23 protein-coding genes, 5 tRNA genes and 1 pseudogene are annotated in these 22,387 nt (G+C 71.2%); 19 read left to right on the top strand and 10 right to left on the bottom strand.

The window, feature by feature from the left end:
• From IE177_RS30415 to IE177_RS30400, 4 genes and pseudogenes are all read right to left on the bottom strand, one after another.
• Positions 1-100: pseudogene (locus tag IE177_RS30415) on the bottom strand (ATP-binding protein); the annotation flags it as partial.
• The gene (locus IE177_RS30410) at positions 81-479 is read right to left on the bottom strand and encodes a DUF742 domain-containing protein (RefSeq protein ID WP_190018688.1); all 399 of its coding nucleotides are present in this window, start codon (positions 477-479) and stop codon (positions 81-83) included. The pseudogene IE177_RS30415 and the gene IE177_RS30410, both read right to left, overlap by 20 nt.
• Before the next feature lie 111 nt (positions 480-590).
• Complete coding sequence (locus tag IE177_RS30405) at positions 591-1,004, bottom strand: roadblock/LC7 domain-containing protein (RefSeq protein ID WP_190018698.1); 414 nt, start codon at positions 1,002-1,004, stop codon at positions 591-593.
• A gap of 9 nt (positions 1,005-1,013) precedes the next feature.
• Positions 1,014-4,739, bottom strand: a complete 3,726-nt coding sequence (locus IE177_RS30400; protein WP_190018687.1) for a sensor histidine kinase — start codon at positions 4,737-4,739, stop codon at positions 1,014-1,016.
• Between the two features lie 570 nt (positions 4,740-5,309).
• On the opposite strand from IE177_RS30400, the gene IE177_RS30395 reads away from it, so the two are divergent.
• The 9 genes from IE177_RS30395 to IE177_RS30355 all read left to right on the top strand — a co-directional run bounded on the left by IE177_RS30395 (position 5,310) and on the right by IE177_RS30355 (position 9,492).
• Entirely contained in the window at positions 5,310-5,504 is a 195-nt protein-coding gene (locus IE177_RS30395; protein ID WP_190018686.1) for a hypothetical protein, read from the top strand.
• Between the two features lie 237 nt (positions 5,505-5,741).
• Positions 5,742-6,527 (top strand): fumarylacetoacetate hydrolase family protein, encoded by a 786-nt coding sequence (locus IE177_RS30390; RefSeq protein ID WP_190018685.1) that lies wholly within the window; start codon positions 5,742-5,744, stop codon positions 6,525-6,527.
• Complete coding sequence (gene gltX, locus IE177_RS30385; protein WP_190018684.1) at positions 6,520-8,004, top strand: glutamate--tRNA ligase; 1,485 nt, start codon at positions 6,520-6,522, stop codon at positions 8,002-8,004. Before IE177_RS30390 ends, gltX begins: the two co-directional genes overlap by 8 nt.
• 205 nt (positions 8,005-8,209) lie before the next feature.
• Positions 8,210-8,941, top strand: a complete 732-nt coding sequence (locus IE177_RS30380; RefSeq protein ID WP_190018683.1) for an HAD family hydrolase — start codon at positions 8,210-8,212, stop codon at positions 8,939-8,941.
• Between the two features lie 89 nt (positions 8,942-9,030).
• A tRNA-Gln gene (locus tag IE177_RS30375) sits at positions 9,031-9,102 on the top strand.
• A 21-nt stretch (positions 9,103-9,123) separates the two neighbouring features.
• Positions 9,124-9,196, top strand: a tRNA-Glu gene (locus IE177_RS30370).
• Between the two features lie 29 nt (positions 9,197-9,225).
• Positions 9,226-9,298: transfer RNA gene (locus tag IE177_RS30365), tRNA-Glu, on the top strand.
• Positions 9,299-9,319: 21 nt separating this feature from the next.
• Positions 9,320-9,391: transfer RNA gene (locus IE177_RS30360), tRNA-Gln, on the top strand.
• Between the two features lie 28 nt (positions 9,392-9,419).
• Positions 9,420-9,492, top strand: a tRNA-Glu gene (locus IE177_RS30355).
• 70 nt (positions 9,493-9,562) lie between these two features.
• Here the strand turns inward: IE177_RS30355 and IE177_RS30350 are convergent.
• On the bottom strand, positions 9,563-10,207 hold the full coding sequence (locus IE177_RS30350; protein WP_190018682.1) for a MerR family transcriptional regulator: 645 nt from the start codon (positions 10,205-10,207) through the stop codon (positions 9,563-9,565).
• 81 nt (positions 10,208-10,288) lie between these two features.
• Between IE177_RS30350 and IE177_RS30345 the strand changes: the two genes are divergently transcribed.
• The gene (locus IE177_RS30345) at positions 10,289-10,813 is read left to right on the top strand and encodes a DUF4188 domain-containing protein (protein ID WP_190018681.1); all 525 of its coding nucleotides are present in this window, start codon (positions 10,289-10,291) and stop codon (positions 10,811-10,813) included.
• 166 nt (positions 10,814-10,979) lie between these two features.
• Here IE177_RS30345 and ndgR read toward each other — a convergent pair whose 3' ends face one another.
• Positions 10,980-11,696, bottom strand: coding sequence for an IclR family transcriptional regulator NdgR (gene ndgR, locus IE177_RS30340; RefSeq protein ID WP_190018680.1), 717 nt, complete (start codon positions 11,694-11,696; stop codon positions 10,980-10,982).
• 195 nt (positions 11,697-11,891) lie between these two features.
• Between ndgR and leuC the strand changes: the two genes are divergently transcribed.
• From leuC to IE177_RS30320, 4 genes are all read left to right on the top strand, one after another.
• On the top strand, positions 11,892-13,316 hold the full coding sequence (gene leuC / locus IE177_RS30335; RefSeq protein WP_190018679.1) for a 3-isopropylmalate dehydratase large subunit: 1,425 nt from the start codon (positions 11,892-11,894) through the stop codon (positions 13,314-13,316).
• 5 nt (positions 13,317-13,321) lie between these two features.
• Positions 13,322-13,915 carry a 3-isopropylmalate dehydratase small subunit gene (gene leuD / locus IE177_RS30330; RefSeq protein ID WP_190018678.1) on the top strand — a complete coding sequence of 198 codons (594 nt, stop codon included), beginning with the start codon at positions 13,322-13,324 and terminating at the stop codon, positions 13,913-13,915.
• A 264-nt stretch (positions 13,916-14,179) separates the two neighbouring features.
• Entirely contained in the window at positions 14,180-14,410 is a 231-nt protein-coding gene (locus IE177_RS30325) for an SCO5555 family protein (protein ID WP_190018677.1), read from the top strand.
• A gap of 136 nt (positions 14,411-14,546) precedes the next feature.
• Positions 14,547-15,203, top strand: a complete 657-nt coding sequence (locus IE177_RS30320) for an HU family DNA-binding protein (RefSeq protein ID WP_190018676.1) — start codon at positions 14,547-14,549, stop codon at positions 15,201-15,203.
• A gap of 80 nt (positions 15,204-15,283) precedes the next feature.
• Here IE177_RS30320 and IE177_RS30315 read toward each other — a convergent pair whose 3' ends face one another.
• Entirely contained in the window at positions 15,284-15,487 is a 204-nt protein-coding gene (locus IE177_RS30315) for a hypothetical protein (protein ID WP_190018675.1), read from the bottom strand.
• Positions 15,488-15,674: 187 nt separating this feature from the next.
• Positions 15,675-16,313 (bottom strand): 2-phospho-L-lactate guanylyltransferase, encoded by a 639-nt coding sequence (gene cofC, locus IE177_RS30310; RefSeq protein WP_190018674.1) that lies wholly within the window; start codon positions 16,311-16,313, stop codon positions 15,675-15,677.
• Between the two features lie 153 nt (positions 16,314-16,466).
• On the opposite strand from cofC, the gene IE177_RS30305 reads away from it, so the two are divergent.
• From IE177_RS30305 to IE177_RS30295, 3 genes are all read left to right on the top strand, one after another.
• Positions 16,467-17,258, top strand: coding sequence for a lysophospholipid acyltransferase family protein (locus IE177_RS30305; RefSeq protein ID WP_190018673.1), 792 nt, complete (start codon positions 16,467-16,469; stop codon positions 17,256-17,258).
• The gene (locus tag IE177_RS30300; RefSeq protein ID WP_190018672.1) at positions 17,255-18,265 is read left to right on the top strand and encodes an NAD(P)H-dependent glycerol-3-phosphate dehydrogenase; all 1,011 of its coding nucleotides are present in this window, start codon (positions 17,255-17,257) and stop codon (positions 18,263-18,265) included. The genes IE177_RS30305 and IE177_RS30300 overlap by 4 nt, the downstream gene beginning before the upstream one ends.
• 105 nt (positions 18,266-18,370) lie before the next feature.
• Positions 18,371-19,528, top strand: a complete 1,158-nt coding sequence (locus IE177_RS30295) for a D-alanine--D-alanine ligase family protein (RefSeq protein ID WP_190018671.1) — start codon at positions 18,371-18,373, stop codon at positions 19,526-19,528.
• A 10-nt stretch (positions 19,529-19,538) separates the two neighbouring features.
• Here IE177_RS30295 and IE177_RS30290 read toward each other — a convergent pair whose 3' ends face one another.
• A complete protein-coding gene (locus IE177_RS30290; RefSeq protein WP_190018670.1) occupies positions 19,539-20,057 on the bottom strand; it encodes a DUF3515 domain-containing protein in 519 nt (172 codons plus the stop codon).
• 20 nt (positions 20,058-20,077) lie between these two features.
• On the bottom strand, positions 20,078-20,311 hold the full coding sequence (locus IE177_RS30285) for an Lrp/AsnC family transcriptional regulator (protein WP_003997603.1): 234 nt from the start codon (positions 20,309-20,311) through the stop codon (positions 20,078-20,080).
• Between the two features lie 248 nt (positions 20,312-20,559).
• Here IE177_RS30285 and IE177_RS30280 point away from each other — a divergent pair, with 248 nt between their 5' ends.
• Both IE177_RS30280 and thiD read left to right on the top strand, forming a co-directional pair.
• Positions 20,560-21,525 (top strand): thiamine-phosphate kinase, encoded by a 966-nt coding sequence (locus IE177_RS30280; RefSeq protein ID WP_190018669.1) that lies wholly within the window; start codon positions 20,560-20,562, stop codon positions 21,523-21,525.
• Positions 21,522-22,313 carry a bifunctional hydroxymethylpyrimidine kinase/phosphomethylpyrimidine kinase gene (gene thiD / locus IE177_RS30275; protein WP_190018668.1) on the top strand — a complete coding sequence of 264 codons (792 nt, stop codon included), beginning with the start codon at positions 21,522-21,524 and terminating at the stop codon, positions 22,311-22,313. The genes IE177_RS30280 and thiD overlap by 4 nt, the downstream gene beginning before the upstream one ends.
• Positions 22,314-22,387: the final 74 nt, after the last annotated feature.

The raw sequence follows: 22,387 nt of genomic DNA, 5'->3' as shown, positions 1-22,387 counted from the left end.
CGGCGCCGACGAACGTGGTCTTGCCCACGCCGAAGCCGCCCGCCACCACGATCTTCGCCGAGGTGGTGGCCCGGCCCGCGTCAGAGCTTGCGAAGTCCACTGAGCACCCTTTCGAGCAGCGTCACGTCCGGAGCGCCGCCGTTGTTCTCGTCGCCACCAGGCTGGTGGATGGCGACCAGGCCGGCCTCGGCGAGGTCGGCCACCAGGATCCGCGCCACCCCGAGAGGCATGGAAAGCAGCGCGGAGACCTCCGCGACCGACTTCACCTCCCGGCACAGGTGGCAGATCCGCTGATGCTCCGGGAGCAGACCCATGAGCGCTGCCGGGTCGGCCGTGGTGCTGATCAGCGCCTCGATCGCGAGCTGGTAGCGCGGCCGGGTCCGGCCGCCGGTCATCGCGTACGGCCTAACCAGCGGCTGGTCGCCCTCATCCCCGTACGGCTCCGCGTACGGATCATGATGGGCGGTGGGCGGGGTCATGAATCCTCCGGGCGGGACAGCAAGTCGGTCAGTCAAGCCGTCTGACAGGGCCGGTGGGGGGATTGTGGCGGCCGGACGGTGTTTTTGTGAGGTGGGTGGTGCCGGGGGCGGTCAGTGAAGCAGACTGCCCTGGAGTTCGGCGCGCAGATCCGGGGTGAGTACCGCACCCGCGCGGTCGACGAGCAGTGCCATCTCGTAGCCGACGAGACCGATGTCCGCTTCGGGATGGGCCAGGACCGCGAGGGACGACCCGTCCGAGATGGACATCAGGAAGAGGAAGCCGCGCTCCATCTCGACGACCGTCTGCGCCACGCTGCCGCCCTCGAAGATCCGGGACGCCCCGGCCGTGAGGGAGGTCAGCCCGGACGCGACGGCCGCCAGCTGGTCGGCGCGGTCCCGCGGGAAACCTTCGGACATCGCCAGCAGAAGGCCGTCGGCGGAGACCACCACGGTGTGGGACACCCCAGGGGTGTTGTCCACGAAGTTGGTGATCAACCAGTTCAGGTTCTGTGCCGCCTGGCTCATCGGACTCAACTAACGCTCCTGCTGGTGAGTGGGGCTCGGGAAGCTGCCGGTCTGGCCGTTGCCGGCCTGCCGACCCTGAGCGATGCCCCGACGAAGATTGGTCAGCCGTCCGCGCACGTCGTCAGGCGCACGCGAGACCTGCGGACCGGCTTGGTGCTGTTGCTGCTGTGCTGTGCCCGGGACCAGGTTGGCCCGGGGCACCCGGCGCGGCAGGCCGGAGGTGGTGACACCGCCCGCGGCGGGCTGCCGTACGCGCTCGGCCTGCCGGACGAGTTCGTCGTTCGGCGAGGTGCGCCAGGAGCCGGTGTTCGAAGCCGGACGCTGCGGAGCCGGGGCGGGTGCCTGCGGCTGCTGCGGCGCCGGCGCGCCCCCCTGCTGCTGACCGTGGAACCAGTTGGTCTCCAGCGTGTCGTACAGCGGGGTACGTCCGTCACCCGGACCGCTGGCCGGCGGCAGGGCCTCCGGCTCGTGGCGGACCGGACGCTGCTGCTGTTGCTGCGGGGCCTGCTGCCGGCGCGGGCCGCCGAAGTCCTCACCGCCGGCCGGCTGCGGGCGCTCGAACTGGCCGGTGTCGGCCGGGCCCTGGCGGCCGGGCAGCGCGTGCTGGCCGGTGGAGCCGCCGTCGAAGCCGCGGTCGTAGCCCTGCGGGGCCGCGAACTGGCCGGTGCTCTGCGGGTCCTGCTGCCCGGGCGCCTGCGTGCCGAAGACGTCGGAGCGGACGTAGGGACCGGAACCCTGCTGACCGTTGGGCCGCTGCCCGTACTGGTCCTGCTGGGCGGCGTCGGGCCGCGCGAACTGACCCGTCTGCTGGGCGTTCTCCGGCCGCGCGAACTGACCCGTCTGCTGCGGGCCGCCCAGGCCGTTCGGCTCGGCGCGCGGGAACTCGCCCGTGGCCGCCGGGCCCTGTGCGTCGATCCGCGGCATCTCCGCGGTCGAGCCCGGGCCCTGCCGGTCGTCCACCCGCGGCATGCGGGAGGTCTGCGAGGGGTCCCGCTCGTCGTGGCCGCGCGGGGCGTCCAGCGAGGCGCGCGCCGGCGAGCCCTGGTTGCCGCTCCAGTTCGCGGCGCCCTGCTGCTCACCGCCGGGCAGCTCGGCCCGCGGGCCGCCGCGCGGCGGCAGCTGGGGCTGGCGGCCCTGGTCGGACGCGGCGGGCCGGCGCGGGTTGCGGCCGGCGAAGAGGTCCTGCTGCTGTCCGTTCTGGTTCGCGGCCTGCAGGCCCTGCGGGGCACCCGGGGCCTGGCCGCCGAAGCCGCCCGCACCGGAACCCGCCGGCACCGGCCGGCCCTGCGCCTGCGCACCGGGACCGCCCTGCGGACCACGCGCACCGCCCGGTCCACCGGGACGGCCGCCCTGACCCGCGCCGGGCAGTGCGGCCCGGGGACCCTGACCGGAACCGACCTGGCCGCGGGGACCCGCGCCGCCACCGAGCAGACCACCGCCGGCCGGGGCGCCGCCCTGGCCGTTGCCGCCGTTCGCCCGGCGGGCCGCGGCGGCACCGGCGGCGGCCTGTGCGGCCGCGGGGCCACCGGTCGCGGGCGCGCCCGGCTTGCCGGGGGCGGGCTTCTTGCCGCCCTGGGCGACGTCCACGGGCAGCATGACCAGCGCGGTCGTACCGCCGGAGTCGGACGGGCGCAGCTGGATGCGGATGCCGTGACGCTGCGACAGACGACCGACCACGAAGAGGCCCATGCGGCGGGAGACCGACACGTCCACGGTGGGCGGGGAGGCGAGCCGCTCGTTGATCGCCGCGAGGTCCTCGGGCGACAGACCGATACCGGTGTCGTGGATCTCGATCAGCACGCGGCCGTCGGGCAGCGCGTGACCGGTGACCTTGACCTTGGTCTGCGGGGAGGAGAACGAGGTCGCGTTCTCCAGCAGCTCGGCGAGCAGGTGCACGAGGTCGTTGACGACGCGGCCCGCGACCTCGGTGGTGGGCACGGAGGCCAGCTCGATGCGCTCGTACTGCTCCACCTCGGACGCGGCGGCGCGGAGCACGTCGACCAGCGGGACCGGACGGGTCCAGCGGCGGCCGGGCTCCTCACCCGCGAGGACGAGGAGGTTCTCACCGTTACGGCGCATACGGGTGGCGAGGTGATCCAGCTTGAACAGCGAGGACAGCTGGTCGGGGTCGGCCTCGCGGGACTCCAGCTCGGAGATCAGCGACAGCTGGCGCTGGATCAGGCCCTGGGAGCGGCGCGAGAGGTTGGTGAACATCGCGTTGACGTTGCCCCGCAGCAGGGCCTGCTCGGCGGCGAGGCGGACCGCCTCGCGGTGCACGTCGTCGAAGGCCGCGGCCACCTGGCCGATCTCGTCCCGGGAGTGCACACCGACCGACTCCACGGACGTGTCCACGTCCTGCGGGTCGGACTCCGACAGCTGCTTGACCAGCTCGGGCAGCCGGTCCTGGGCGACCTTGGTGGCGGTCTCCTGCAGGCGGCGCAGCGAGCGGATCATGGAGCGGGCCACGACGAAGGCGCCGACCAGCGACACACCGAGCACGATGAGGATCAGCGCACCGGAGATGATCGCCTCGCGCTCGGACGCGCTGCGCAGCTCGCGGGCCTTCTGCTCCATGTCCTCGAGCAGCGTGTGCTCGATCTTCTTCATCTGGTCGATCTTGGACGAGCTGGTGTCCACCCAGTCGCGGTAGGAGCGGGCGGGCAGCGACTCGATGCCGTCGGGCGACTCGAAGGCGCGCTTGGCGTAGGTGTCCGCCGTCTTGATCATCGGGTTGGAACCGTCGATCGGCTTGAGCAGCGTCTCGGCGTCCTGGTCCGCGTAGACCTTCCGGAAGATCGCGAGCTCGGAGTTCTCGCTCTCGTACGCCGACTGGCCGTAGAGGCGGTCGTTGCCGGAGAGGTGGCCCTTGGTGGAGGTGGACGCGGGCAGCGCGGCGGCGATCATGGCGCGCTGCACGGAGGCGTACTCCTGGGCGGTGGAGAAGGCCGCCAGGGCGCGGGTGCGCGAGATCATCTCCGGGTTGCTGGACGCCTCGGCCATGTCCTGGGACAGGCCGATCAGCTGGGTGATGAGCCGGTGGTAGGACTCGACGGTCTGGGTCGAGTTGTCCTTCGCCTCGTAGGCGTGCTGGCGGATCTTGGCCAGGTCGTTCAGCTGGTGGGCGATGCCGACGAGCGAGTCGCGGACGCCCTGCAGCTGGCCGTCCTTGCTGACCGAGTCGATCTCCTCGGAGGCGTCGAGGAAGTTGTCGCGGGCCCGGTTGGTCTTCTCCTGGAAGCCCTTGATCTCGTAGTTGTCGCTCTTGAGGCCGTGCGACAGGGGACCGGCGGACTGGTCGCGCTCCTCCTGGAGCGCGGTGGCCAGCTCGGTGGCCTGCTTGGTCATCTCCGTCAGCAGCTTCATGTTGTCGAGCTGCTGCATGTTGTCCATGGACTCGTTGATGCGCAGCGCGCCCAGCGAGGTCGCGGCGACCACGGGCAGCGCGAGCAGCGACACCAGTCGCGTGGAGATGCGCCAGTTGCGCAGGGCGATGCGCGAACCGGGGCCGGTGGGGCCCTCGACGGGCTTCACGGGCGGCGTGGGGTTCGCCGAGTTTGTCGTTCCGGTGCCGCCCGGCCCGCCGGCCCGCCCGGAGCGCTCACCGCCGTCTCCTGACGGGGCCGGGCCCTGGTTCTGGGCGTGCTGGGGCGAGGAGCTGACGGCCATCGGGCCAGTCCCGCCGTGCGGCTCCGGCTCCGCCGAAGCGCTGCCATCCCTCTTGAAACGTCCCTGCACTAGCGTCGCAACCTCTGGACCAGGCGCCCCTCCGCTGGAACGGAGGGACACGGTGTCGGCGTTGTGGTGGGCGCCCTGAATACGCCCCCCGGGTGGTCTTGAGTGACCGGCGCGGTTCCCCCCTATCTCGCCGCCACTCGGCGCGGCGTCGCGCCCGTGTGCACCGGCTCGATCCTGCGGCGGTCCGTGAGATTCCAGCACAGTGCAGGATCTCCAACAAGAGCCGTGGACCGAGCTGTGACCTCCGTGACGGGCAGTGAGCGCCGGATTACTTGCCGTGGATGCTTATTCAGGGCGAAACGGACGTATCCCTGTGAGTTGCCGCGCGGTGTCACGTGTCCCAGTCGCCATGATCGGGAGCGGAATGGTGGCTTCAGGTGTGCAATGTCCGTTTTTCTCGCGCGAATTGCGGGCCGGAATTAACCGTATTGTCACCAAGTCAGTGAGCAAACTCACACGCATCTTCCGGGCAGTTGGCGCCTTCGGCTGGGAATTGGATGTTTAGCCTGACGCTTTACAAGAGCGGCGACCCTGCCCACCCACCCGACCAGAGGCCACAGGACGACAACGGTGAAGACGACGACGATGTTCCGCAAGATAGCCAACCCGCGACGCACCACCCTGGCGCACGTCGAGGACGCCGGCGCACTGCAGACGCCGGAGCTGCCGGAGCACGCCGTCGACCTCCCCGCCCAGACGGCGAACCCGAGGCGCACCGTGCTGATGGAGATCCCGGTCGGCGCGGCGGCCGCCGTCGGCGAGTAGCCGCCCGGTCCCCGGCGAGCGCGGTCGGAGGGGTCACGTCTCCGTGACGGTCCCCCTGACCGCGCCTTTCTGCTTTCCGGAGACAGCCCGCGAACCCCCGGAACGGGGAATACCGGCGCACCGTGTCCGGGCGCCGGGAAACACCGGACCCGCGGACCTGTGGCCGAACGCCGGACCCCGTGACCGGTTAACCTGGGGCGTCAGTACGCCGGTCTAGTTGAGGGGCGCAAGGATCCCGTGCGCATCGCCAGGTTCTCCATCGACGGGAACGTAGCCTTCGGCGCGGTCGAGGGTGACAGGGAGGACGAACTCGTCCTCGACATCATCAAGGGCATCCCGTTCGCCGACCACGAGCTGTCCGGGACCAAGGTGCCGCTGAACAAGGTCAGGCTGCTCCCGCCGGTCCTGCCCAACAAGGTCGTCGCCTTCGGCCGCAACTACGCCGAGCACGCACGGGAGCTGGGCAACGAGGTACCCGAGGCCCCCTTCGCCTTCTTCAAGCCCTCCACCTCGGTGATCGGCCCCGGCGACGACATCCAGTACCCGCCGTTCTCCGAGGAGCTGCACCACGAGGCCGAGCTGGCCGTCGTCATCGGCCGCATGTGCCGCGAGGTCCCCCGCGAGCGCGTCAAGGACGTGATCTTCGGCTACACCTGCGCCAACGACGTCACCGCCCGCGACGTGCAGAAGCGCGAGAAGCAGTGGGCGCGGGCCAAGGGCTTCGACACGTCCTGCCCGCTCGGCCCCTGGGTGGAGACGGACCTGGACCTCGACCGCGCGGGCGACCTCACCCTCCAGCTCACGGTCAACGGCGAACAGCGCCAGCTGGGCCGCACGAGCCAGATGATCCACCCCATCGAGGACCTGATCGTCAACATCTCCGAGGCCATGACCCTGCTTCCCGGCGACGTCATCCTCACCGGCACCCCCGCGGGGGTCGGCCCCCTCAGTGTCGGCGACGAGGTCGCCGTCACCATCGAAGGCATCGGCACTCTCACCAACAAGGTTGTCAAGCGTGGCTAGCGCACCCGCCTCACCCGTCCGCGTCCGTTTCTGTCCCTCGCCCACCGGCAACCCCCACGTGGGCCTGGTCCGCACCGCCCTGTTCAACTGGGCGTTCGCCCGGCACCACCAGGGCACCCTGGTCTTCCGCATCGAGGACACCGACGCCGCCCGCGACTCCGAGGAGTCCTACAACCAGCTGCTCGACGCGATGCGCTGGCTCGGCTTCGACTGGGACGAGGGCCCCGAGGTCGGCGGTCCGCACGCGCCGTACCGCCAGTCGCAGCGCATGGACGTGTACAAGGACGTCGCCCGCAAGCTCCTGGACGCCGGCCACGCCTACCACTGCTACTGCTCCCAGGAGGAGCTGGACGCCCGCCGCGAGGCCGCCCGCGCCGCCGGCAAGCCGTCCGGCTACGACGGGCACTGCCGCGACCTCACCGAGGCGCAGGTCGAGGAGTACAAGGCCCAGGGCCGCACCCCGATCGTCCGCTTCCGCATGCCGGACGAGACGATCACCTTCACCGACCTGGTCCGCGGCGAGCTGACCTTCACCCCGGAGAACGTCCCGGACTACGGCATCGTCCGCGCCAACGGCGCGCCGCTGTACACGCTGGTCAACCCGGTCGACGACGCCCTGATGGACATCACCCACGTCCTGCGCGGCGAGGACCTGCTCTCCTCCACCCCGCGCCAGATCGCCCTGTACAAGGCGCTGACCGAGCTGGGCATCGCCCAGCGGACCCCGGCCTTCGGTCACCTGCCCTACGTCATGGGCGAGGGCAACAAGAAGCTCTCCAAGCGCGACCCGCAGTCCTCGCTCAACCTCTACCGCGAGCGCGGCTTCCTGCCCGAGGGCCTGCTCAACTACCTGTCCCTGCTCGGCTGGTCGCTCTCGGCCGACAAGGACATCTTCTCGATCGACGAGATGGTCGCGGCCTTCGACGTCGCCGACGTGAACCCCAACCCGGCGCGCTTCGACCTCAAGAAGTGCGAGGCGATCAACGCCGACCACATCCGCATGCTCGACGCGAAGGACTTCGCCGAGCGCTGCGCGCCCTGGCTCAAGGCCCCCTTCGCGCCCTGGGCGCCGGAGGACTTCGACGAGTCGAAGTGGCAGGCCGTCGCCCCGTACGCGCAGACCCGCCTGAAGGTGCTCTCGGAGATCACCGACAACGTCGACTTCCTGTTCCTGCCGGAGCCGGTCTACGACGAGGCCTCGTGGACCAAGGCGATGAAGGAGGGCTCCGACGCCCTGCTGCGCACGGCCCGCGAGAAGCTGGAGTCCGCCGACTGGACCTCCGCCGAGTCCCTCAAGGAGGCGGTCCTGGCCGCCGGCGAGGCCCACGGTCTCAAGCTCGGCAAGGCCCAGGCCCCCGTCCGCGTCGCGGTGACCGGCCGCACGGTCGGCCTGCCGCTCTTCGAGTCCCTGGAGGTCCTGGGCAAGGAGAAGACGCTGGCGCGCATCGACGCGGCGCTGGCGAGGCTCACCGCGTAGGCACACACGACACGCCCGAGGGGCGGCGGCCGCACCGGCCGCCGCCCCTCGGGCATGTCGGCAGGGGGTCGCACGGGTGTTCCGGCTCATACCGCGAGCGGCATCGCGTGGCACCGGACCCCTCGGCGGCCTTTGCCGGTCCGGCCCGAGGAGCCGTGTCCGATTCCCCCGGGCCGGCGGCCGGCCGGGCGGTAACGTCGGTGGCATGACGATCAGAGCCGTGGTCTGGGACGTGGACGACACCCTCTTCGACTACACGACCGCGGACCGGGAGGGCATGCGGGCCCACCTGGCAGCGGAGGGGCTGCTCGCCGGGTACGCCTCCCCGGAGGAGGCCCTCGTGCGGTGGCGGGAGATCACCGACCTGCAGTGGGCGCGGTACGCGGCGGGGGAGTGCACCTTCCAGGCCCAGCGCCGCGACCGCGTCCGGGTGTTCCTCGACGCGGACCTGAGCGACACCGAGGCGGACGTCTGGTTCCGGCGTTACGTCGGTCACTACGAGGCCGCCTGGAGCCTCTTCCCGGACGTGCTGCCCGTCCTGGAGGTGCTCGCCGCCAGCCACCGGCACTCGGTGCTCTCCAACTCCAGCATCACGGTCCAGGAGCACAAGCTGCGCACCCTCGGCGTCCTCGACCGCTTCGAGTCCGTGCTGTGCGCCGCCGAGCTGGGCGTCTCCAAGCCGGAGGCCGCCGCCTTCCTCGCGGCCTGCGAGGCACTGGGGCTGCCTCCGCACGAGGTGGCGTACGTCGGCGACCACCCGGAGATCGACGGGCGGGGCGCCGCCGAGGCCGGGCTGCTGTCCGTGTGGATCGACCGCGGGGCGGCCTACACACGAGCTGCCGGGGAGGTCGTCGCGCACCGGATCTCGACCCTCGCCGAACTCCCCGCCCTCGTCCGCGCGGATACTCGTTTTGGAGCCCCGTCCACCTTCGGGTAATGTTCTTCCTGCGCCGAGGGGACGGGCCGGAAGGCCGAAGCCCCGAGGAGCAAGCTAGAACGAGAACCCCGCAGGGGCTTGAGTTCCAGTGGCCTATGGTGTAATTGGCAGCACGACTGATTCTGGTTCAGTTAGTCTTGGTTCGAGTCCAGGTAGGCCAGCTCGCAGAGCTTATCTGCAAAGCCCCCGTTGTGTAGCGGCCTAGCACGCTGCCCTCTCAAGGCAGTAGCGCCGGTTCGAATCCGGTCGGGGGTACTGATCCTGATCCTGTCGGGATCGCTAGGGCCCCCGTTGTGTAGCGGCCTAGCACGCCGCCCTCTCAAGGCGGTAGCGCCGGTTCGAATCCGGTCGGGGGTACTGACTGGTCTAAACCATCATTGGTCTATGGTGTAATTGGCAGCACGACTGATTCTGGTTCAGTTAGTCTTGGTTCGAGTCCAGGTAGACCAGCTCGGACCTGCGGAAACGCAGTGTCCAGGCCCCCGTTGTGTAGCGGCCTAGCACGCCGCCCTCTCAAGGCGGTAGCGCCGGTTCGAATCCGGTCGGGGGTACAGAGGGAAGGCCCTCCACCTCGGTGGAGGGCCTTCCGCGCGTCCCGGGCGTTCCCGGAGCGCCGGACGCTCACTCGAAGCCGTAGCGCCGCGCCGACTCCTCCTCCTGCGCCAGCCGGTGCAGCGCCTGCAGCATCGGCTCGACCAGGACCGCGCCGAGCACCGCGGTCTCCACCTTCTCCGCCTCCGAGGGATGGGTCTCCACGAAGTCCAGGTCGAGGACCGCCGCCTGGTGCATCAACTTCCCGTACGAGACGAGCATTTCGGGATCCCAGTCGTAGCCGAGCCGGCGCAGCGCGGCGACCGCCACCACCAGTGAGCGGTACGCCGGGGAGATGGTGACCAGCAGCTTGGCGTTGGACCAGCCCAGCGTCTGAAGCAGTTCGCCCACCCGCTGGTGCGCGGCCTGGATCCACTCGTCGTCCTCGTCCGGCTCCGGCACCTGGGGCAGCGCCCACAGGGCGGCGCCCAGCCGGAGCGTGCGGCCCAGGGACTCGTCGTCGACGTGGCCCAGCACCTCCCGGACGGTTGCCACGGGAAGCCGTCCGACCTGGATCATCGCGCGCACCAGCCGCAACCGGCGCAGGTGCTCCTCGTCGTACTCGGCGGTAGTCGTGTTGACCTGGCGGCCCGGCGGCAACAGTCCTTCCCGCAGGTAGTACTTGATCGTCGCGGTGGACACACCACTGCGTCTGCTCAACTCCGCGAGCCGCATCCCTTGCGCTCCTTATTGGATAACGGCACTATCCAAACATGCGGGCTTGGATAGCGCCGCTCGCCGACGAGGGGAGTCCCGATGCCGAGCCGGATCGTTGAGGGCCGGACCACCGCTGATGCCGAGGGCGACGTGGTCGTCCTGCTGATCGGCATGCGCGTCAATCACTTCTGGGCGGTCCACCAGTGGGTCCCGGTGATGCTGGCGATGTTCCGCATGCTGGCGGAGCTGGCCCGGGACCGGAGCCGGGGGCTGCTCGGCCGGGTGCTGCTGACGGCCTCGCCGCGGACGTACTACGTCGTCCAGTACTGGGAGTCCAAGGAGAAGCTGTACGCGTACGCGACGGCGCCGGACGCCTTCCACCACCGTGTCTGGGCCCTGATCAACCGCAGGGAGCGGGCCGGGAAGGTGCGCGGGCACGTGGGGATCTGGCACGAGACGTACGTCGTGCCGGAGGGCGCGTACGAGTCGGTCTACGGCGACATGCCGGCCTTCGGGCTGGCCGCCGCGCACGGGCAGGTGCCGCTGGAGAAGAGGGGGCGGTACGCGAAGGACCGGTTCGCACACCGGTCGGCGCGGACGCCGGCGACCGAGAGGACCGGCTGACGGCGGAGAACGGCCGGCGGGGTGGAGCAGCCGGCGGGGGAGACCGGTCGGGCGGGGCCCGGAGCCGGGGAGAACGGGGGACAGGGAGGACGGGGAGAGAGGGCGAGGAGGGCCTGCCGCGGCGTTGAGGCGGGCCCTCCTCGGTGTTCCGGAGTGCTGTGGCGGTTCAGCCCGAGCGGCGCAGGGCCTCGGACAGCCGGGCGGCGGAGTCGATGACCGCCTGGGCGTGCATGCGGCCGGGGTGACGCGTCAGGCGCTCGATGGGGCCGGAGACGGACACGGCGGCCACCACGCGGTTGGAGGGGCCGCGCACGGGCGCCGAGACGGACGCGACGCCCGGCTCGCGCTCACCGATGGACTGGGCCCAGCCGCGGCGCCGTACGCCCGACAGGGCCGTCGCCGTGAAGCGGGCGCCCTGCAGGCCGCGGTGCAGCCGCTCGGGCTCCTCCCAGGCGAGCAGGATCTGGGCGGAGGAGCCGGCCTTCATCGTCAGCGTGGAGCCGACCGGCACGGTGTCCCGCAGGCCGGACAGCCGCTCCGCCGCGGCCACGCAGATCCGCATGTCGCCCTGGCGGCGGTAGAGCTGCGCGCTCTCGCCCGTGATGTCGCGGAGGTGGGTGAGCACGGGGCCCGCCGTGGCGAGCAGGCGGTCCTCGCCGGCCGCCGCCGCGAGTTCCGCGAGGCGCGGTCCGAGGATGAACCGGCCCTGCATGTCGCGTGCCACCATGCGGTGGTGTTCCAGAGCCACGGCCAGGCGGTGGGCCGTGGGTCGTGCCAGTCCGGTGGCGCCGACCAGACCCGCGAGGGTGGCCGGACCGGACTCCAGAGCGCTCAGGACGAGGGCCGCCTTGTCCAGAACGCCGACGCCGCTACTGTTGTCCATGCAACGATACTCGCGTCTCACTCTGTGAAACGCAAGTTCAATTTTCCGTGGAACGCGCCACCCTGGAATCAGACAGCGGCCCGCAGACCAACGGGCCTGGCGGTGGACGCCCGGAACCACGACGTCAGGGTGCGGGGCCGCTTCCTCAGGATCTCTAGTTGGGCCGGTGCACGTCTGCCGGTCGGAGGGAAAGCGATGGGTAGGACACTCGCGGAGAAGGTCTGGGACGACCACGTCGTCCGGCGCGCCGAGGGCGAGCCCGACCTCCTCTACATCGATCTGCACCTGCTGCACGAGGTGACCAGCCCGCAGGCCTTCGACGGTCTGCGCAAGAACGGCCGCCAGGTGCGCCGTCTCGACCTCACCATCGCGACCGAGGACCACAACACCCCCACCCTCGACATCGACAAGCCCATCGCCGACCCGGTCTCGCGTGCCCAGCTGGAGACGCTGCGCAAGAACTGCGCCGAGTTCGGGGTGCGCCTGCACCCGCTGGGCGACGTCGAGCAGGGCGTCGTGCACGTCGTCGGCCCGCAGCTCGGTCTGACCCAGCCCGGCACGACCGTCGTCTGCGGTGACTCGCACACCTCCACGCACGGCGCCTTCGGCGCGCTGGCCTTCGGCATCGGCACCTCGCAGGTCGAGCACGTGCTGGCCACCCAGACGCTGCCGCTGGCCCGCCCGAAGACCATGGCCATCACGGTCGACGGCGAGCTGCCCGAGGGCGTCACCGCCAAGGACCTGATCCTGGCGATCATCGCCCGGATCGGTACCGGCGGCGGCCAGGGCTACATCCTGGAGTACCGCGGCTCCGCCATCGAGAAGCTCTCGATGGAGGCCCGGATGACCATCTGCAACATGTCGATCGAGGCCGGCGCCCGCGCGGGCATGATCGCCCCCGACGAGACCACGTTCGAGTACCTCAAGGGCCGTCCCCACGCGCCCGAGGGCGCCGACTGGGACGCGGCCGTCGAGTACTGGAAGACCCTGCGCACCGACGAGGACGCGGTCTTCGACGCCGAGGTCGTCATCAAGGCCGGCGAGCTGTCGCCGTTCGTCACCTGGGGCACCAACCCCGGCCAGGGCGCCCCGCTTTCGGCGTCCGTCCCCGACCCGGCTTCGTACGAAGACGCTTCGGAGCGCCTCGCCGCCGAAAAGGCCCTGGAGTACATGGGGTTGGAGGCCGGCCAGCCGCTGCGCTCCATCAACGTGGACACCGTCTTCGTAGGCTCGTGCACCAACGGCCGCATCGAGGACCTGCGTGCCGCCGCGGATCTGCTGCGGGGCCGCAAAGTCGCCGACGGCGTACGCATGCTGGTCGTCCCGGGCTCCGCGCGCGTGGGCCTGCAGGCCGTCTCCGAGGGCCTTGACGTGGTCTTCAAGGAGGCCGGCGCCGAATGGCGGCACGCGGGCTGCTCGATGTGCCTCGGCATGAACCCCGACCAGCTGGCCCCTGGCGAGCGCTCCGCGTCCACCTCCAACCGCAACTTCGAGGGCCGGCAGGGCAAGGGCGGTCGTACGCACCTGGTGTCGCCGCAGGTCGCGGCCGCCACGGCGGTCCTGGGCCACCTCGCGTCCCCCGCCGACCTGACCGACGACCGCACGCCCGCTGGAGTCTGAGAATCATGGAAGCCTTCACCACCCACACCGGCCGGGCCGTCCCGCTGCGCCGCAGCAACGTCGACACCGACCAGATCATCCCCGCCCACTGGCTCAAGAAGGTGACCCGGGACGGGTTCGAGGACGGGCTCTTCGAGGCCTGGCGCAAGGACCCCGAGTTCGTCCTCAACCGCCCCGAGCGCACGGGCGCCACGGTCCTGGTCGCGGGCCCCGACTTCGGTACCGGCTCCTCCCGCGAGCACGCCGTCTGGGCGCTGCAGAACTACGGCTTCAAGGCCGTGATCTCCTCCCGCTTCGCGGACATCTTCCGGGGCAACTCGCTGAAGAACGGCCTGCTCACGGTGGTCCTGGACCAGAAGGTCGTGGACGCGCTGTGGGAGCTGACGGAACAGGACCCCACTGCTGAGGTCACTGTGGACCTTGAGGCGCGTGAGGTGCGTGCGCAGGGCATCGTCGCCTCCTTCGAGCTGGACGAGAACTCCCGCTGGCGGCTGCTGAACGGCCTGGACGACATCTCCATCACGCTCCGGAACGAGCCCGACATCGCCGCCTACGAGGCCGGCCGGCCCGGCTACAAGCCCCGGACGCTGCAGGCCTGATCCACCCGCCCCGAGCGGTCTGGTTTCGGCCACCCCAACACCCCGCCCGTACCCCCGATCACCACGATCGGGGGTACGGGCGTGTCTGCACCCGAATGGCCCCGCGCATCAGCCGTGGTCAGGCCAACTTCCCACGTTACAGAGGCCGTTGACCGGGTACGTGAGTGCTGTGTTCGCGTTCTCCGCAAGTGCCTGGAAGGCCATTTGAGGCGGCAGTTACACCCTGCGCAGGCGACAACTCGCCCCAGATGGCACAATCTGTGCATGGAACACGACGGCCAACTCCAGCTCTATACGGCGGTCGCGAACCAACTCAAGGAAGCGCACTCGAGGGTGCGCGCACTGCAAGTCCCGGAGGGCGTACGGATGGCGCTGACCCGGAAGCTGCTGGTCATTACGGCCGCGGCCAAGCACGATCTCGCCGGTGCGGCAAGGCGGCTCGAGCGGTTCGTCGCGGACCTCGACGAGGGGCGCATCCCCGACGAGGACCGCTGAACGGTCCGAGGCAGCCGAAACCGCTGCGGCACAAGGGTGATAAGCCCGTTTCGTGTTTGATTTGCGGTATATATCTGCCTAACGTGCGAAAAAGCTTGAACACTTTCGTTCTGGCGATGTCTCCGAAGGGGAAGACGTGAACAAGGCGCAGCTCGTAGAAGCGATTGCCGACAAGGTTGGGGGCCGCCAGCAGGCCGCCGACGCTGTCGATCATGTCCTGGACGCCATCGTCCGCGCGGTCGTCGCGGGCGAGCGGGTCTCGGTCACCGGCTTCGGGTCCTTCGAGAAGGTGGACCGCCCCGCCCGCTACGCCCGTAACCCCCAGACGGGCGAGCGGGTTCGGGTCAAGAAGACCTCCGTGCCGCGCTTCCGCGCCGGCCAGGGCTTCAAGGACCTGGTGAGCGGTTCGAAGAAGCTCCCGCGCGGAGGCGAGGTGTCGGTCAAGAAGGCGCCCAAGGGCAGCCTGTCCGGCCCGCCGCCCACCATCGCCAAGGCCGCCGGCAAGAAGGCCGCCGCCAAGAAGACGGCGGGTGCGGCGAAGAAGGCCACGGCGAAGAAGACGACGGCGAAGAAGACCACGGCCGCCGCGGCCAAGAAGACGACGGCGAAGAAGGCGCCCGCCAAGAAGACGACGGCGACCGCAAAGGCCACCGCGACGAAGACCGCCGCCAAGAAGACCACGGCGAAGAAGGCCCCGGCGAAGAAGGTCACCGCCAAGAAGGCCCCGGCGAAGAAGTCGACGGCCCGCAAGACCACCGCGAAGAAGGCCACCGCCCGCAAGGCGACGTCGTAAGGTCCCCTGGGTACTCACGCGCCGGGCCGGACTCCTCGGGGAGCCCGGCCCGCGGCGTGTACGAGGAGAGTTACGGTGAGTTACAGCGTCTGCAGGGTCACGAGCGTGATCCGCAGGCCGTCCCCGGCGCCCTCGGTCTCGATGCGCACGCGCTGGCCCGGGCGCAGCAGCCGGAGGCCGCCCGCGTCGAACGCGGCGGTGCCGAAGGGGACGGGAGTCCCGTCGTCGAGCAGCACCTGCCCGCTACGGGTTTCGGCGTCGTAGGTGTACGCGGTGGCCTGCATGCCAGCCACCCTAACTCCCGCCGGATGCCTGCGGCTCCTCGGCGTCGGCCCGCTGCCGGGTGCGGGTGCGTGGTGGCCGGTCGCGCGGTTCCCCGCGCCCCTGGTCGGCGCGTAGCTGCGGGCAGTCGTGCCGCTGGGGCGGCACGGGTGGGCGCAGCGCCACCCTCGCGGGAGCGGGAGGAGTGGTTCACGGCTCCGGGATCAGCAGGCCCGCCGACACCGCCGCCGTGTACGACCCCACCCCGAGCGCCAGCGCCGCCCGCAGATCCTCCCCCGTGTCCACGTCCTGCCGCACCGAATCGACCCCCGCGAGCCCGAGTTCCGCCGCCCCCGACGCCCGGTGCCGGGAACGGGATCCGACACCGAACGCCGGCCGCAGTTCCCCTTCCCCCGCAACGGCCAGCATCGTCGTGCCGACCCCCACCGCATCCGCGAGAAACGCCCGCGGGAATTCCCCCGCCGCCACCAGCACCCGCTCCAGTTCTCCCGGGCGCAACGCCGGCAGATCCGCGTTCAGGGCCGCGACCGGCACGCGGGGCCTCAGCCGCCGTACGACGCCCGCGCCGTGCGCCAGAGCGGCGTTCAGGCCGTCCGCCGGGGTGTCCGGGACGATCCGCGCGCCCAGCGCCCCCAGCTCGCGGGCGGCCAGCCGGTCGTCCGTGACTACCGCCACATCCGCCACCGCCGCGCAGGCCAGCGCCGCGGCCACCGTGTCCTGGGCGAAGGCGAGCGCCAGTCCCGGGCGCACCCCGTCCGCCGCGGTGTCCGCGAGCCTGCTCTTGGCCCGCGTCAGGGGCTTCAGGGGGATGACCAAGGTCCACTGCACCGGCGTACCGCCCCTCTCTCGTCGCGCCCATTGTCACCCGGCGTATCCGGCGCCACGGGTGTCGGGGCGTACGGTGTTCTCGACAGACCGGCGGCCCGGGTCCACACTTGTGCGGCCCCCGCCGGGGTGGCAGCCCTAGAGGAAGGTGTTCCCGTGCCCCGCCGCAGAATCGGCTTCTGGTACCGCTTCGCCGCGGTGATCTGCAAACCGCCGCTGGTGGTTCTGATCAAGCGGGACTGGCGTGGAATGGAGCACATTCCGGCCGAGGGCGGATTTATCACCGTGGTGAACCACAATTCACACGTGGACCCCTTCGCGTACGCGCACTATCAGTACAACACCGGACGGGTTCCGCGATTCCTCGCGAAGAGCGGACTTTTCAAGAAGGGTTTCGTCGGTGCCGCGATGCGCGGCACCGGGCAGATCCCCGTCTACCGCGAGAGCACCGACGCGCTCAGCGCCTTCCGCGCCGCGATCGACGCCGTGGAGCGCGGCGAGTGCGTCGCCTTCTACCCCGAGGGCACCCTCACCCGCGACCCGGACGGCTGGCCCATGACCGGCAAGACCGGCGCCGCCCGCGTGGCCCTGCAGACCAAGTGCCCGGTCGTCCCGGTCGCCCAGTGGGGCGCCAACGAACTGCTGCCGCCGTACGCGAAGAAGCCGAACCTCCTGCCGCGCAAGACCCACCGGGTGCTCGCGGGGCCGCCGGTGGACCTGTCGCGCTTCTACGACCGGGAGATGACCCCGGAGCTGCTCAAGGAGACGACCGAGGTCATCATGGCGGCCATCACCCGCCTGCTGGAGGACATCCGGGGCGAGAAGGCGCCCGAGAAGCCCTACGACCCGCGCCGGGAGCGGATCGAGCAGCGGCGGCGCACCCAGGCGCAGTCCGGCCGGGAACGCACCCAGGCGCCGGCCGGCAAGGAACAGGAGAGCGGCACGTGAGCAAGCCTGTCCGGGCAGCCGTCATGGGCACCGGCTCATGGGGCACCGCCTTCGGCATGGTCCTGGCCGACGCGGGCTGCGAGGTCACCCTGTGGGCCCGCCGCCCCGAGCTGGCCGAGGCGGTCAACTCCACGCGGACCAACCCCGACTACCTGCCGGGCGTCGAACTCCCCGAGAACCTGCGCGCCACCGCGGACGCCGCCGAGGCCCTGCGGGACGCCGACTTCACCGTCCTCGCGATCCCCTCCCAGACCCTGCGCGCCAACCTGGCCGAGTGGGTCCCGCTGCTCGCGCCCGGCACCGTGCTCGTCTCCCTCATGAAGGGCGTCGAACTCGGCTCCACCATGCGGATGAGCGAAGTGATCGACGACGTCGCCAAGGTCGGCGCCGACCGCATCGCCGTCGTCACCGGGCCCAACCTGGCCCGTGAGATCGCCGCGCGGATGCCCGCCGCGGCCGTCGTGGCATGCACCGACGAGACGGTCGCACAGCGCCTCCAGGCGGCCTGCCACACGCCCTACTTCCGGCCGTACACCAACACCGACGTGGTGGGCTGCGAACTCGGCGGCGCGGTCAAGAACGTCATCGGCCTCGCGGTCGGCATCGCCGACGGCATGGGCCTCGGCGACAACGCCAAGGGCTCGCTCATCACGCGCGGCCTCGCCGAGACCACCCGGCTCGGCATGGCGCTCGGCGCGGACCCGCTGACCTTCTCCGGACTCGCGGGCCTCGGCGACCTCGTCGCCACCTGCTCCTCGCCGCTGTCCCGCAACCACACCTTCGGCACCAACCTCGGCAAGGGCATGACCCTGCAGGAGACCATCGCGGTCACCAGGCAGACCGCCGAGGGCGTCAAGTCGTGCGAGTCCGTGGCGGATCTGGCCCGCCGGCACGGCGTCGAGATGCCGATCACCGGGACGGTCGTGGACATCGTGCACGAGGGCAAGCCGCCGGTGGTCGCCCTCAAGGAGCTGATGTCGCGCAGCGCCAAGCCCGAGAGGCGCTGAGCGCCGCCTCCCGCGCGACGCTGAGCGACCGTCCGTGCGACGCTGAGCGACGGCACCGGAGCGGCCGCTGACTTGGCAACCGCCTCCAGGTACGCTCAACGCGATATGAGCACCGAGAACCTCCCCCAGAGCCCTGACCAGGCGATCCGCAAGCCGCGCGTGGCCGTCGTGTTCGGCGGGCGCAGCTCCGAGCACGGGATCTCCGTGGTCACCGCGGGCGCCGTCCTCAAGGCCATCGACCGGACGAAGTACGACGTCCTGCCGATCGGCATCACCGCGGACGGCCGTTGGGCCCTGACCGCCGACGAGCCGGAGCGGATGGCCATCACCGACCGCCGCACCCCCAGCGTCGCGGACCTCGCGGAGTCGCACGAGGGCGGTGTGGTGCTCCCCGTCGACCCCGCCAACCGCGAGGTCGTCTACAGCGAGCCCGGCTCGGTGCCCAAGGCGCTCGGCGAGGTCGACGTCGTCTTCCCCGTGCTGCACGGCCCCTACGGGGAGGACGGCACGCTCCAGGGCCTGCTGGAGCTGTCCGGTGTGCCGTACGTGGGCTCCGGTGTGCTCGCCTCGGCCGTCGGCCAGGACAAGGAGTACATGAAGCGGGTGTTCACCTCCTTCGGGCTCAAGGTCGGCCCGTACGTGGTGATCCGGCCCCGCGAGTGGGAGCTGGACGAGTCCGCGGCCCGCAAGAAGATCGTCGACTTCGCCGGCGAGCACGGCTGGCCGCTGTTCGTGAAGCCCGCGCGCGCGGGCTCGTCCATCGGCATCACGAAGGTCGACGACCTCTCCGGCCTGGACGAGGCGATCGCCGAGGCCCAGTCGCACGACCCGAAGATCCTGGTCGAGGCCGCCGTGCGCGGCCGCGAGATCGAGTGCGGCGTCCTCGAGTTCGAGGACGGACCGCGGGCCTCCGTCCCGGCCGAGATCCCGCCGCCGGACGCGCACGCCTACTACGACTTCGAGGCCAAGTACATCGACTCCACGCCCGGCATCGTCCCGGCCCCGCTGACCGGGGAGGAGACCGCCGAGGTGCGGCGGCTCGCGGTGGAGGCGTTCGAGGCGGCCTCCTGCGAGGGCCTGGTGCGCGCGGACTTCTTCCTCACCGAGGACGGCGAGTTCGTCATCAACGAGATCAACACCATGCCCGGCTTCACGCCCATCTCGATGTACCCGCAGATGTGGCAGGCCACCGGCGTCTCCTACCCCGAGCTGATCGACCTGCTGCTGCGGGCCGCGCTGCGCCGCTCGACCGGGCTGCGCTGACCGGACACGCTCACCGCATGGAGGCGATCCCCTTGGGGATCGCCTTCTTCACTGCCCGCGCGAGGTCCGTGAGCACCGAGGCGCCCTCCTCCTGCGCGGACAGCCCCTCGGGCAGGCTGACCTGCACATAGGCCACACGGTTCGCCGTGGTGAACCGCCAGGTGCCGTCGTCCTGTTTCTCCATCAGCCAGTCGACGCCGTTCACCCCGCCCGCGATCGCGTCCGGGTCGCCTCCCTCGGCGACCTTGGGATCGACCATCTTCGGCGGCCGTACGACGCCGCAGCGCAGTATGATCGCCGGGTTTCCCCAGCCCGCCGTGTAGGCGGACCGGGGCTCGGGGTCGTTGCGGCTGCGTCCGTCGAGCTTCCCCGGCAGCACCCGGTGCAGCTCCCGGCACACCTTCGCCGTCTTCGCGTCGGGACTGGGAACCGCCGTCGTGGTGCCGCCGCCGCTCGGGGAGCAGCCCGCGACCGCGATCAGCAGGGCAGGCGCGAGCAGGCCGAGGGGCCGGTGACGGAAGTAGTTCACCGGCCAAGGGTAGACGGGGGCTACAGATGCACGACCGGACAGGTCAGGGTGCGGGTGATGCCGTCCACTTGCTGGACCTTCGCGACCACCATGCGGCCGAGGTCGTCGACCGTGTCGGCCTGGGCGCGCACGATGACGTCGTACGGTCCCGTCACGTCCTCGGCCTGGATCACTCCAGGGATCTTGCTGATCGTCTCGGCGACGGTCGACGCCTTGCCGACCTCCGTCTGGATCAGGATGTACGCCTGTACCACGGAACCTCCAGGGCGGCCACGAGGATCATGTGGGGAGAAGGAACGCCACGGTATCGCGTCGCCGCTCCCCGCGGGGAGACCTGCGGGAACCGGGCTTGCGCGCCAGGGCAGGGGCAGGACGGAAGTTGACGGCCGGGCCGGCCGCGACGAGGGTCATCCCGACCGCGCCGACGGTCATCTCGACGGTATCGGGGACACTGATGACGCGCGACCGGGCACGGCAAGGCAGAGAAGGGGAGCCAAGGGAAATGAAGGGCACTGTTGGTGAGCTCGGGGAGTTCGGGCTCATCAGGGAGCTCACCTCCCGTCTCACCACCACCCCGGCGGTCCGGGTCGGCCCCGGCGACGACGCCGCGGTGGTCGCCGCGCCGGACCGCCGGGTGGTGGCGAGCACCGACATCCTGCTGGAGGGGCGGCACTTCCGCCGCGACTGGTCGACGGCCTACGACGTCGGCCGCAAGGCGGCGGCGCAGAACCTCGCGGACATCGCCGCCATGGGCGCCGTCCCCACGGCGCTGCTGCTCGGCCTGGTCGTCCCGGCCGAGCTCCCGGTCACCTGGCCGACCGAGCTGATGGACGGCCTGCGCGACGAGTGCCAGGTCGCGGGCGCCTCCGTGGTCGGCGGGGACGTCGTGCGCGGGGACACGATCATGGTGTCGATCACCGCGCTCGGCGATCTGCGCAACCAGGAGCCGGTGACCCGTGCCGGCGCCCAGCCCGGCGACCTCGTGGCCGTCACGGGCTGGCTGGGCTGGTCCGCGGCCGGGTACGCGGTGCTCGCCCGCGGCTTCCGCTCGCCGCGCGCCTTCGTGGAGGCCCACCGGCGCCCCGAACCGCCGTACCACGCGGGACCGGCCGCCGCCGCGCTCGGCGCCACCGCGATGTGCGACGTCAGCGACGGGCTGATCGCCGACCTCGGGCACATCGCCGAGGCCAGCAAGGTCCGCATCGACATCCGCTCCGGCGCGATCGACATCCCGACCCAGATGAACGACATCGGGCAGGCCGTCGGCGTCGACCCGCTGCAGTGGGTGCTGACCGGGGGAGAGGACCACGCGATCGTGGCGACCTTCCCGCCGGACGCCAAGCTCCCGGCCCGCTGGAAGGTGATCGGCGAGGTGCTCAACCCCTCGGCGCTGCCCCAGGTGACGGTCGACGGGGCGCCCTGGACCACCAAGGGCGGCTGGGACCACTTCGGGGACATCGAGTCGTGATCCCCCGGGTCCTCACGGTCGCCGGCTCGGACTCCGGGGGCGGCGCGGGCGTCCAGGCCGACCTGAAGACCATGCTGGCGCTGGGCGTGCACGGGATGAGCGTGATCACGGCGGTGACCGCGCAGAACTCGGTGGGCGTGCAGGGCGCCTGGGAGCTGCCCGTGGAGGCGGTCCGCGCCCAGTACCGCAGCGTCGTGGACGACATCGGCGTCCAGGCAGTGAAGACCGGCATGCTGGCCTCGGCCGAACTGGTCGAGGCGATCGCCGATTTGATCTCCGGCACCGACGCGCCGGCCGTGGTCGACCCGGTGGGCGTCTCCAAGCACGGGGACCCCCTGCTGGCCGCCTCCGCGCTGGACTCCGTACGCGAGCGGCTGCTGCCCGCGGCGACCGTGGCCACACCCAACCTCGACGAGGTGGCCCAACTGACCGGGGTCCGCGTCGAGTCCGAGGACGACCTGCGACGGGCCGCGGAGGCCGTGCTGGGGTTCGGGCCGCGCTGGGCGCTGATCAAGGGCGGGCACCTGTCCGGAGAGGCCGTGGACCTCCTCACGGACGGTGCGGAGGAGCACTGGCTGCGGGCCCCGCGCCACGACAACCGGCACACGCACGGCACGGGCTGCACACTCGCGTCCGCGATCGCGTCCGGGCTGGCGACGGGGCTGGCCGTGCCGGAGGCCGTCGCCCGGGCCAAGGAGTACGTCACCGGGGCCATCGCGGCCGGGTTCGCGCTCGGAGCGGGCATCGGGCCGGTGGACCACGGCTGGCGGCTCAGGGCGCCGCGATGATCTCGTGGCGAGTGATCCGGCGGGTGCGGCCGGGCACGGCAAAAAGCCGGCCCACCCGGAGGTGGACCGGCTCA

The sequence above is a fragment of the Streptomyces lucensis JCM 4490 genome, from assembly GCF_014650035.1.
GTDB lineage: Bacteria > Actinomycetota > Actinomycetes > Streptomycetales > Streptomycetaceae > Streptomyces > Streptomyces lucensis.
This window is presented reverse-complemented; position numbering and strand designations above follow the sequence as displayed.